The organism is Sandarakinorhabdus sp. (assembly GCF_031430775.1).
GTDB lineage: Bacteria > Pseudomonadota > Alphaproteobacteria > Sphingomonadales > Sphingomonadaceae > Sandarakinorhabdus.
In genome coordinates this window covers 1-11,643 of the sequence record NZ_JANPCD010000025.1, presented here as the reverse complement: position 1 = coordinate 11,643, position 11,643 = coordinate 1, and the positions used below count along the sequence as shown (strand labels likewise).

The following is an 11,643-nucleotide window of genomic DNA, read 5'->3' as shown; positions in this document are numbered from 1 at the left end:
CGGGAAGCGCGGCGGCCACTGGCTCCGCGGCGTTTGGGGTATCATCGTCGGTCACAAATCTCTCCATCGGCACTGCCTGGGCGCGCCGTTCAGGCAACTTTCTATGCCGCAAGCTTTGGGAATGTGCAGCCGCAGCGATGTCGCAGGGCAGGGCGGCGACAGCAACCCCTTCGGGTCCGAGCCACGCGCGTCCATGTGGCGGACACAAGAAAAAGGGCGGGGAGTGACCCCCGCCCTTTCCTGAATTCGCGATGTGCCGGATAAATCAGGCGGCAATCATCTTGCGGCGACGGCGGGCGGCGAAGCCAACCATGCCGAAGCCGGCGAGCATCATCGCCCAGCTGGTTGGCTCCGGAACCGAAAGCGAAACCGAGTCGAGGTACATGTAGAACGACTGCTGGCCGGTGTGGCGCATCGTGAACGAAACGATCGTCGAAGCGCTCGTCGCGAAGAACGGCAGCGTGAAATCGGTCCAGCCGTAAGGTGCGGTGTTGCCGAGCGAGAAAGTGCCGGTACCAGCCGTGACATTTACGGACTCGGTGGCGTTCTGACCCTGGTTCAGCATTGAGAAGCGCAGGATGTACGCCTGACCGGTGTTCGTCGCGACCGTCTGGGCCAGCGTCCAAGTGTTTGCCGGCGACACGCCGCTGCGGATCCGCAGGGCGTTGCGGCCGCTGTCAGCAGCCGGAAAAGACGGGATGTAATTGGCGGGAACCACGAACAAGGCGCCGGTACGGCCGCCCGTCGCAGTAACACGCCAACCGAGAGGGTTGAGACCCAGGCTGGATTCAAAGCTGCCGTTCAGGATGGACGCGGCGCTGGATGGCGCTGCGATTGCCATTGCCAGTGCGGCTGCGGCGAGAACCTTACGCATTGTGTCGAACCCCTTAACTTAACAAACTTGATTGCAAGCGATGTAAACAGTTATGCAACTTGCGTGCCAATTGACAAAAGCCAACAACCAATTGAATTTATTGAATTAATAAGTGTAAATAATGCATTAATGTAAGGCTGGCATTACGCTTCGTCAGCAAGTATGGTAAACAAAGTCTTGACGCGTCTTGAGCGAACAAAAAGGCCCGGGAGCAACAGCTTCCGGGCCTTTTTGTTTTTCGGTCGACTGCCCCCTTCAGCTGGCGGCGCGCGCGCGGCTGGCCTTCTTGCGCTCGTTGGGATCGAGATGGATCTTGCGCAGGCGGATGAAGTTGGGCGTGACTTCGACCAGCTCGTCTTCGTCGATATAGGCAATGGCCTGTTCAAGTGTCAGCCGCTTTGGCGGGGACAACACGATGGCATCGTCCTTGCCGCTGGCGCGGAAGTTGGTCAGCGCCTTTGACTTGAGCGGGTTGACTTCCAGGTCATCGTCACGGGCGTTTTCGCCGATGACCATGCCCTGGTAAACGGATTCGCCGGGCTGGATCATCAAGGTGCCGCGCGGCTGCAGATAGCCAAGCGCATAGGCCACGGCATCGCCGCTTTCGGTGGAGATCAGCACGCCGTTGGCGCGGCCGGAAATCGCGCCCTTGTGGGGACCATATTTCTCGAACAGGCGGTTCATGATGCCGGTGCCGCGCGTGTCGGACAGGAACTCGCCATGATAACCGATGAGGCCGCGCGACGGCGCCGAGAACGTCAGGCGCGTCTTGCCGCCGCCCGATGGCCGCATGTCGGTCATCTCGGCCTTGCGCCCCGCCATCTTCTCGACAACGGTGCCCGAATATTGCTCGTCCACATCAATGACGACAACTTCGTACGGCTCGGTGCGCTTGCCCTTGTCGTCGGTGCCGAAAATCACGCGTGGGCGCGAAATCGACAGCTCGAAGCCTTCGCGGCGCATCGTCTCGATCAGCACGCCAAGCTGAAGCTCGCCGCGGCCAGCCACTTCGAATGCGTCCTTGGAGGCGCTTTCGGTAACCTTGATGGCGACATTGCCTTCGGCTTCGCGAACCAGACGGTCGGCGATCATGCGGCTGGTCACCTTGCTGCCGTCACGGCCGGCATAGGGCGAATCATTGACGCTGAAGGTCATCGACAGGGTCGGCGGATCGATCGGCTGCGCATGCAGCGGTTCGGTAACGCTGATGTCGGCGATGGTGTCGGCGACCGTGGTCTTGGTCAGGCCGGCCAGAGCGATGATATCGCCGGCACGGGCTTCCTCGACGGGCACGCGCTCAAGACCCTGAAAGGCAAAGATCTTGGAGGCGCGGCCTTCCTCGGCCACCTTGCCATCGGGGTTGAGCGAACGAATCGGCGTGTTGACCTTGAGCGTGCCCGACATCACCCGGCCGGTGAGGATGCGGCCGACGAACGAATCGCGGTCGAGCAGCGACACCAGCATCTTGAAGGGACCATCGGGATCGCCCGCCGGTTCCGGCACATGCGACACGATTGTTTCGAACAACGGATTGAGATCACCGGAACGCACGTCGCTGTCGCGGCCGGCATAACCATTGCGACCCGACGCGAAGATGACCGGGAAATCCAGCTGCGCATCATTGGCTTCGAGCGTCACGAACAGGTCGAACACTTCGTCCAGCACTTCTTGGGCGCGGGCATCGGGACGATCGATCTTGTTGACGACGACGATGGGACGCAAACCCAGCGCCAGCGCCTTGCCGGTCACGAACTTGGTCTGCGGCATCGGGCCTTCGGCGGCATCGACGAGCAGCACCACACCATCGACCATCGACAGGATGCGCTCCACCTCGCCGCCGAAATCGGCGTGGCCGGGCGTGTCGACGATGTTGATGTGGGTGCCGTGCCATTCCACCGACGTGCACTTCGCCAGAATGGTGATGCCACGTTCTTTTTCCAGGTCGTTGGAATCCATGGCGCGTTCGGCAACGCGCTGGTTGTCGCGGAACGTGCCGGACTGACGGAAAAGCTGGTCGACGAGCGTGGTCTTGCCATGATCGACGTGCGCGATGATCGCGATGTTGCGGAGCGGCATCGTGGGGTCCTGAAATGGCGCCTGAAAAAACAGGGGGGAAAAGCCGGGAAGGTGCCTGCAATGAAGCAGGCGGGCGCGGCCCCATAACCGGTTTGCCCCCTCGTGCGCAAGTTGTGTGCGAGTTTCCTGGCAAAAATGGTGCAGTGCAGCGTCAGCGCCCTCCGTCGCACACCGGCGTGCGACTGCCGCGCCGTGCGGCGCGCTCCATTGACTCGGGTCGCCTTGAGCGGCACCTAGATACAAAGCGGGAGGGTCGCCCGATGGCAGAACCGCACCATGAAGCGGAAGGTATTGGCGTGTCGTTGAGCAGCGGATCGATGACCGGTCTGGGCCGGGAAACGGTAGGCAGCCTGTTGGCCGCCGCCCGCGAGGCCATGGGATCGAGCCTTGAAGAGATCGCCCATGAAACAAGGGTGCCGTTGCGCCATCTCCTGGCCCTGGAAAATGACCGTCATGACGCGCTGCCGGCGCTGCCTTATGCCATCGGGTTCGTGAAGGCCTTTGCCCGGACGGTAAAGCTGGACCCCGAAACCATGGCGACTCGTTTCAAGAGCGAAACCCAGCTGACCCCGCACGTGCCGACCGCCATGAAGGACGAGCCGATGGACGAACGGCGCATGCCGTCGCGCCAGCTTGTCCTTGCCAGCGTGGCGGTGATTGTCGCGCTGGTCGTGGCGATCGGCCTGTATGGCGCCGGCGCCTTTGATCCTGAAATTCCCGTGGTGGCACAGGCGCCGGCCACAGAAGCGCCGCAGATGGTGGACCCGGCAGCGGCAACCATCGATTCCGCGCCGCTGGCAGGCCCGGGCGCCGCACTGCCGGCGCCGGCAGTGTCACCAGCGACAGCAATGGCCATGCCGCCTCTTGCCGGTGAGGTCGTGCTCACGGCGCGCGAGGATGTCTGGGTCAAGATTTATGACCGTGATACCCGCGCTGTTGCCCGGATGGGCATCATGACGCCGGGCGAGCGCTTTGTTGTGCCGGCCGGCCAGGACACGCTGCTGCTGCGCACCGGCAAGGCGGGCGCGTTGACGATCACTGTGGGCGGCCGTGCGTTGCCTGCACTTGGCGGCCCGGTGGAAACCATCGACCGGGTTGGCCTGAACGCGGCGTCATTGGCAGCGCGGTTCACCCCAGCTCAGCCGGCGCCCGCGCAAGCGCCGACGACGCCGGTACAGACGCCAACAGGGGCCTGATATGTCCTTACGGTTTGCCATGCTTGCCTTGTTGCTGTCTGTGCCAGCGACTGCACAGGTGGCCGATGACGGCCGCATCGACAAACGCGTCGGCAAGCTGGAGAGCGAAATGCGCGCCGTGCAGCGCAAGGTGTTCCCAGGCGGCGACCCGCGATTCTTCGAGCCGGAGATTCGCGCCCCGGTCGCAGCGCCCGCCGAACCCGGCGGCAATCCGGCATCGGCGCCGATTGCCGATCTGTCGGCGCGCGTCGATGCCCTTGAGGGCCAGTTGCGCAGCCTGACCGGCCAGATCGAGGCCCAGCAATTCAAGTTGCGCCAGCTGGAGGACGCGCAAACCCGGATGAAGGGCGATATCGAGTTTCGGCTGGGCGCGCTGGAGAAGCCGACTGGAACAGCCATGGTGCCCCCAGCCGAACCCGCGCAGGAGATGGCGAGGCCCGTCTCAGGCCCCGTGCCTTCCAAAACCGGCGCTGCTGCCATCAAGCCGTCAGCCGTTGCCGTGCCCGCGGCTGCGGGTAAGCCGATAGCAACAGCTATCAAGCCAGCCACCGCTGGCCCTGCCACCGTGGACAGTGACTGGAAGGCTGGACAGGCGCTGATCGCCGCCAAGAACTGGCCGGGCGTCGAAACCGCCATGACCGCATTCATCGCCGCCTGGCCGAAATCGCCGCGTATCCCGCAGGCCAAGCTCAATCTTGGCCGCAGCCAGGCGGCGCGCGGCCAGCACGCGCCGGCGGCCAAGACTTTTCTCGACCTGTACCAGTCGGCGCCCCGCACCATTCAGGCCCCCGAAGGCCTGCTCGGACTGGCAGCGGCATTGCATGGCCTCGCCAAGCCCGAACAGGCATGCCGCGTTCTGGACGAACTGAGCAGCGTTTATGGCGCCACGCTCAAGCCCGCCCAGCAAACAGCCGCGGCCGCACAGCGCTTGAAGGCCAGATGTGCGGCGTGACACGCCGGGGTTTGATCTTGCCGCACTGACTGCGGCGGCCGCCGGACGGCCCCTGACACCAGCTTGCCGTATCGCCATCGCCGTTTCTGGTGGGCCGGACAGCACCGCGTTGCTGGCGTTGGCTGCACAGGCATTTGCGGGGCAGATCACGGCGCTGACGGTCGATCATGGCCTGGCCGAAGGGTCCGCGAATGTCTGTGCCAGCGTGGCCCGGCAGTGCGCGGCGCGCGGCATACCCCACGCCCTGCTGACATGGACGGGGGACAAACCGACGGCCAATATCCAGGCACTGGCTCGCGCCGCGCGATACCGGCTGATGGGCGGGTGGTGCGCGGCCCATGGCCATGGCCTGCTGCTGACCGCGCATCATGCCGATGACCAGGCCGAAACCCTGCTGATGCGCATGGCGCGCGGCAGTGGCAGCGGCGGGCTGGCCGGCATCCGCAGCCGCCGGACGTTGGCTGATGACGTGGTGCTGGTGCGGCCGCTGCTGGCGCTGCGCCGTGCCGAACTGGACAGATTCGCATCCGGTTGGCAGGTGTTTGCCGATCCGGCCAACCGCAGCGCGCGTTTTGATCGCACCGCCGCCAGGCAATTGCTGGCCGCCACGCCCTGGCTGTCGGCCCCGCACATCGCGGATGCCGCAGCGCATCTTTCGCAGGCCGCCGCCGCGCTGGACTGGGCCGAGGATCGCGCCTGGGCCGGCGCCGCGCGGCGGGAGCGTGAGGCGCTCCTGCTCGATGTCGCGGGCCTGCCGGCCGAGCTTGTCCACCGATTGCTGCGCCGCGCGATCACGGCCATGGCACCCGGCAGCGTTGCTCGAGGTAGCGACATCGCCCGGCTGGCAGCGCGACTCGGGACCGGCCTCAGTGGCACTGTGGCGGGGGTCAAGGCGATGCCCGGACCCCCGTGGCGCTTCATTTTGGCGCCTGCGCGCCGCAATTCGGCCCGGAATGCCCCGTAATCGGGACAGAACAGCACAGGCTGATTGCAACGGCGGCGATGTCGCCTATCTTGGCAAGACCAGTATCGACAGGAAACAGCATGTCCGAAGGACCAAGCAAGCGCCCGCCCAGCCCCTGGATGAAGAATATCGGCCTGTGGTTCGTCATTCTTCTGGGCCTGGTTGTGGTTGTAAATGTGATGCAGGGGCCGTCGCGCTCCAGCACCGGCACGGCCATGGCCTATTCGGACTTCCTGACGCGCGTTGATGAAGGCGCGATCAAGACCGCCGAAATTCGCGGCGAGGAAATCATCGGCAAAACAGGCAGTGACGAGGAATATCGCACCTTCAACCCCGGCGATCTTCAGTTGATCGAGCGGCTGCGCGCCAAGGGCGTGCGCTTCGATGCCAAGCCTGCCGAGGAACGCGGCCTGTTCGCCAGCATCCTGATCAACATGCTGCCGTTTGTGCTGATGATCGGCATCTGGATTTTCGTGATGCGCCAGATGCAGAATGGCGCCGGCCGCGGTGCCATGGGATTTGGCAAGTCGCGCGCCAAGCTGCTTGTGCAAAAGGAAGGGCGCGTGACTTTTGACGATGTCGCAGGCATCGACGAAGCACGCGAGGAATTGCAGGAAATCGTCGACTTCCTCAAGGATCCGGGTCGTTTTCACCGCCTTGGCGGCAAGATTCCCAAGGGCGCGCTGCTCGTTGGCCCGCCGGGTACCGGCAAGACGCTGCTGGCTCGCGCCATCGCAGGCGAAGCCAATGTGCCGTTCTTCTCGATCTCGGGCTCGGATTTCGTCGAAATGTTCGTCGGTGTCGGCGCCAGTCGTGTCCGCGACATGTTCGAACAGGGCAAGAAGTCGGCACCCTGCATCATCTTCATCGATGAAATCGACGCGGTCGGCCGCTCGCGCGGTGCCGGCCTTGGCGGCGGCAACGATGAACGCGAGCAGACGCTGAACCAGTTGCTTGTCGAAATGGACGGTTTCGATGCCAACGAAGGTATCATCATCGTCGCCGCCACCAACCGGCCCGACGTGCTCGACCCAGCCCTGCTGCGTCCCGGCCGTTTCGACCGGCAGGTCGTGGTCGGCCGCCCCGACATCGAAGGGCGCGAAAAAATCCTGGTCGTGCACATGAAGAAGGTGCCTTTGGCGCCCGACGTCGATGCCCGCACCATCGCGCGCGGCACGCCGGGCTTTTCCGGTGCCGATCTCGCCAACCTGGTCAACGAAGCGGCCTTGCTGGCGGCGCGCCGCAACAAGCGCCTGGTCGGCATGCGCGATTTCGAAGACGCCAAGGACAAGGTCCTGATGGGCGTCGAACGCAAGACCATGGTCATGACCGATGATGAAAAGAAGATGACCGCCTATCACGAGGCCGGCCATGCCATCGTCTCGGTGCATGAGGACGCATCTGACCCGATCCACAAGGCCACCATCATCCCGCGCGGCCGCGCGCTCGGCATGGTCATGCGCCTTCCGGAACGCGACCAGTACAGCTATCACCGCGACAAGATGTACGCCAATTTGGCCGTGTCGATGGGCGGCCGCGTCGCAGAAGAACTGATCTTCGGCTATGACAAGGTGTCGTCCGGCGCTTCGTCCGACATCAGCTATGCCACCGATCTGGCCCGCTCGATGGTCACGCAATGGGGGATGAGCGACAAGCTCGGCCCGCTGAAATACGCCGACAACCAGGACGAAGTGTTCCTGGGCCACAGCGTCACCCGCACCCAGAATGTCAGCGAGCAGACCTCGCAGCTGATCGACAGCGAAGTGCGCGCCATCGTCACCAAGGGCTATGACCGTGCCAAGCAGCTGCTGACCGACCATATCGGCGAACTGCACGCCTTGTCAGCTGCCCTGCTCGAGTATGAAACGCTGACCGGTGACGAGATCAAGAAGATCATCGCCGGCGAAGCCATCGACCGCAACACCGGCACCGGCACCCCGGTGTCGCGCGGCACGGCCGGCGTGTCGGCGATTCCCAAGACCGGTCGCCGCGGCGGCTTTGGCGAGCCCGCCCCTCAGGTTTGAGCCTGTCGGCAGGATGCAAAACAGGGGCGGTCGGGGTGTGAACCCTGGCCGCCCTTTCTCTTGTGACGGCAAGACGCGCAGCGCGCAGCTGGCACCCCCGAACGGGCTATTCGAAATGCTCGCCAGGTTCGGCACCCAATTGCTTACTGCTCAGCGCATAAAGGCAAAGCAGCGCCAGCGCACCGGCGCCCAGCCAATAGGGCAGCACGCCGCCGATCTGGTACAGGCCGATGCCGATGGCCGGCGCGAGAACGAAGCACGAGCCGTTGACCGATGTGACCGCGCCGGCGACACCGCCCTGCTCATCCTGCCCAACCGCAAGGCTGGCACCGGCCGTGAAGCCGGGGCGCGCCAGGCCATAGCCCAGGCTCATGAAGGCAAAGGCGATGACCATGGTGTAGAAATCCGGCGCCATCGCAATGCCGGCGGTACCGAACACGGCGATGGCGGTGCCCCAGCGCATCAATGACGGCGGTGTCAGCCGGAACATCGGGATCAGCCCCCATTGCGCCAGCAGCGTTGCGCCGGCACCCGCCATGAAGGCAATGGCGATCGCATGCTGCGCCTCCAGTGCGTTACCGCCCATGGTGTCGATGATCAGAAAGCCCAGCGCCTGGCCAGTCGCCGCCTGGATGGAACCGGAAAAAAAGCCGAAGATCATGAACGGCAGCAAGCGTTTGTCGCGCCATGACAGATTGGGCGGTCGGCCATGGGCGGCGGCGGCGACGCTGGCGCCGGTGGCGGCGCCGCTGACCATAGGTTCGCTCGAGGGCGCGCCGCCGCCGGCGACATAATGGGTGGGGTCATCGTCGGGCAACCAGCGCGTGACACCGACCAGCACGACAGCGGCAATGGCGGCAAAGGCGAACATCGGCCCCGACAGCCCGACCACGCCGATGATGAACAGCGGTGCCAGCGCAGGCCCGATGATGGTGCCCAGCCCATAGGCCGAGGACAGGCTGGACAGCGCCGCCGTGCGGTCGGCCTCGCTGGTGCGTGCTGCGACATAGGCCTGGGCCGCCGGATTGGACGCCGAGCCGAAGATGCCGAACAATGACCGCAGCGTCGCAAACAGCGCAAAGGTTGCAATCGGCACCAGCAGGCCATTGAGGCCGGCGAGGATGACGACGCCGCAGCCCAGCATCGACACCATGAAGCCGATGACGCCAAGCTGCATCAGCCGGCGTCGGCCGCGCACATCGGACTGGCGCGCCCAATAGGGGGCGCTGAACGTCCATAGCAGCGCCGAAAAGGAAAAGATGATCGCCACCAGCATGTCGGGGATCTGGATGACCCGCGCGATTGCCGGCAAAACGGTCTGCAAGGCGGTATTGCCCGCCGCCACGGTCAGCAGCACGGCAAACAGCACGGCAAATTCGCGGCGCGGCAGCGGGTTCATTCGGGTTGCATGGGCGAGCAGCGCGCAATTGCCAAGGCCGGACCGGTGTTTTTATGGCAAGACTGTCGCTTTGCAGGGTCTTGCCGCTCAGCCAAGGTTCGGGTCAGGTTCTGCGGTGCGTAGCAATGGAGACACGACATGGACAGCAAGGGCATCGTTCTCGTCACCGGCGCCTCGGGCTATATCGCCGGGTTCATCCTTCAGCAGCTGTCGCGCGAAGGCTGGACGGTGCGCGGCACCGTTCGCAATCTCGCGCGCGCAGACGAGGTGCGCTCCGCGCTGGGCCTGCCCGATCTCCAGCTGTTCCAGGCCGATCTGACAAGCGATGCCGGCTGGGCCGAAGCGGTGGCGGGCTGCGATTATGTCCAGCATATTGCTTCGCCGATTCCCGATGCAGAACCCAAGGACGAGAACGACCTCATCGTGCCGGCCCGTGAAGGCGCGCTGCGGGCGCTGCGCTTTGCGCATGGCGCCGGCGTCAAGCGCGTGGTGATGACCAGCTCGATGGCCGCCATCGCCTATGGCCATCCCGAACCGCGCCCGGTCTTCACCGAACAGCATTGGACCGACCCCGCCAATCCCGACACCTATGCCTATATCCGGTCCAAGACCTATTCCGAACGCGCCGCGCGCGACTGGATGGCGGCCAGCGGTGCCGGCATGGAATATGTCAGCGTCAATCCGGCCGCCGTTCTGGGACCGGTGCTGGGCAAGGATTTTTCCACCAGCCTCGAAATCATCAAGCGGCTGCTGGATGGCGCCTTGCCCGGCCTGCCCAACATCGGTTTCGGCATCGTCGATGTCCGCGATGTCGCCGACCTGCACGTCCGCGTCATGACGGCGCCGGGCATGGACGGCGAACGCTTCATCGCCTGCGGCAAGTTCCTGTGGTTCCGCGAGGTTGCCGATGTGCTCAAGGCCCGGCTCGGCACCAGGGCGCGGCGCGTGCCGACCCGCCGCCTGCCCGACTGGCTGCTGCGCATCGTCTCGCGTTTCGACGCCACCATCCGCATGGTGACACCCGAACTCGGCAAGGTCCGCGAGGCCAGCTCGGCCCATGCGATGACCACGCTGGGCTGGACGATGCGGCCCGAGGAGCAGACGATCGTGGATTGCGCCAACAGCCTGATCGAAAAGGGTTTGGTCAAGAGTTGAGTGCGGACGACACAAAACAGGTTGCGCTGATGGCATGGACAGCCATGCCACAGAGCAATGAACGTGTTGGCATTGAGTATTTCTGCGGTTAATGTTTCCTGTCGTCACAGGGGAAGCAACAATGTCCGCCCGAAAAGCAACAGATGCTGTTTCAAGAATCAGCAAGAACTCGGTTGATTCTGCGATTCTTGCCGCCGAACGTGTTGATGAAGTGACATTTTATAGAAATGTAGGTATGCGCAATCCTTCACGAACGCGTTTCTTGTTAGCCAAGGGAAAATCGTACTCAATAAAGGCGATATTTGTACACGCACTCCGTGACGAGGGCTGCATTTTCTGCTCCACAGACTTCCATGGTGCGGATGCATTGAAACGAGCGCATCAATTGGGCTTCTCGGTGTTTCACCGGAAGCCCTAAGTTATCTTGCTTCAGCCTAGCGTCGCCTCATGCTGGGGCGTTGGAATGTTAAGCACACCAGTGGATGTCGATGTCCATTTCCAGATCGGCAAGCAGCCGCCCGATGGGCAATGGGCTGGCGGCGCCTTGCTTGAGGGCTTTTTCCACCAGCTTGCGCTTTTCGGTGCCGGTCAGCACCAGCGTGACGGTGCGGGCCGACACCAGCGCCGATTTGGTCAGCGTGACGCGGTTGACCGGCATGTCGGCGGGCATCGGGTCGGGACGGACACCCATGGCACGGCGGATCTTGGGGCCGTTCAATGCCCCGTCGAAATCCGGGCCGGGAAAGATCGACGCGACATGGCCGTCGAGCCCGACACCAAGCCAGGCCAGATCGAGCGGCCATTCGAGGTCGGCAATACGCGCGTCGGCGGCGCGGCCAGCGGCCTGCGGATCGGTTTCCCCGGCGCACAGCGGCACGACACGCGCCTTTTTGGGCATGAACATACGCGCCAGCATGCCGACATTGGAACGCGGATCGGTTGGCGGCACCAGCCGGTCATCGGTGGGCAGGATGGTCACATCAGCCCATTCGATCTTCATGTC

At 64.0% G+C, this 11,643-nt stretch carries 9 protein-coding genes; 5 read left to right on the top strand and 4 right to left on the bottom strand.

Features of this window, described 5'->3' with window-relative positions; genetic code table 11:
- Positions 1-265: 265 nt before the first annotated feature.
- On the bottom strand, positions 266-874 hold the full coding sequence (locus RMQ73_RS01495; RefSeq protein ID WP_310496203.1) for a PEPxxWA-CTERM sorting domain-containing protein: 609 nt from the start codon (positions 872-874) through the stop codon (positions 266-268).
- Positions 875-1,129: 255 nt separating this feature from the next.
- A complete protein-coding gene (gene typA / locus RMQ73_RS01490) occupies positions 1,130-2,950 on the bottom strand; it encodes a translational GTPase TypA (protein ID WP_310496202.1) in 1,821 nt (606 codons plus the stop codon).
- A 260-nt stretch (positions 2,951-3,210) separates the two neighbouring features.
- On the opposite strand from typA, the gene RMQ73_RS01485 reads away from it, so the two are divergent.
- From RMQ73_RS01485 to ftsH, 4 genes are all read left to right on the top strand, one after another.
- Positions 3,211-4,146, top strand: coding sequence for a RodZ domain-containing protein (locus RMQ73_RS01485; RefSeq protein ID WP_310496201.1), 936 nt, complete (start codon positions 3,211-3,213; stop codon positions 4,144-4,146).
- Between the two features lies 1 nt (position 4,147).
- Positions 4,148-5,098, top strand: a complete 951-nt coding sequence (locus tag RMQ73_RS01480; RefSeq protein WP_310496200.1) for a YbgF trimerization domain-containing protein — start codon at positions 4,148-4,150, stop codon at positions 5,096-5,098.
- Positions 5,088-6,062, top strand: a complete 975-nt coding sequence (gene tilS, locus RMQ73_RS01475) for a tRNA lysidine(34) synthetase TilS (protein WP_310496199.1) — start codon at positions 5,088-5,090, stop codon at positions 6,060-6,062. The genes RMQ73_RS01480 and tilS overlap by 11 nt, the downstream gene beginning before the upstream one ends.
- An 80-nt stretch (positions 6,063-6,142) precedes the next feature.
- A complete protein-coding gene (gene ftsH / locus RMQ73_RS01470; RefSeq protein WP_310496198.1) occupies positions 6,143-8,086 on the top strand; it encodes an ATP-dependent zinc metalloprotease FtsH in 1,944 nt (647 codons plus the stop codon).
- A 106-nt stretch (positions 8,087-8,192) separates the two neighbouring features.
- On the opposite strand, the gene RMQ73_RS01465 is transcribed toward ftsH, so the two are convergent.
- Entirely contained in the window at positions 8,193-9,485 is a 1,293-nt protein-coding gene (locus RMQ73_RS01465) for an MFS transporter (RefSeq protein WP_310496196.1), read from the bottom strand.
- A gap of 138 nt (positions 9,486-9,623) precedes the next feature.
- On the opposite strand from RMQ73_RS01465, the gene RMQ73_RS01460 reads away from it, so the two are divergent.
- Positions 9,624-10,640, top strand: a complete 1,017-nt coding sequence (locus RMQ73_RS01460; RefSeq protein WP_310496195.1) for an aldehyde reductase — start codon at positions 9,624-9,626, stop codon at positions 10,638-10,640.
- A gap of 466 nt (positions 10,641-11,106) precedes the next feature.
- On the opposite strand, the gene RMQ73_RS01455 is transcribed toward RMQ73_RS01460, so the two are convergent.
- The coding region (locus RMQ73_RS01455) for a 6-phosphogluconolactonase (RefSeq protein WP_310496194.1) at positions 11,107-11,643 on the bottom strand (537 nt) is incomplete at its 5' end.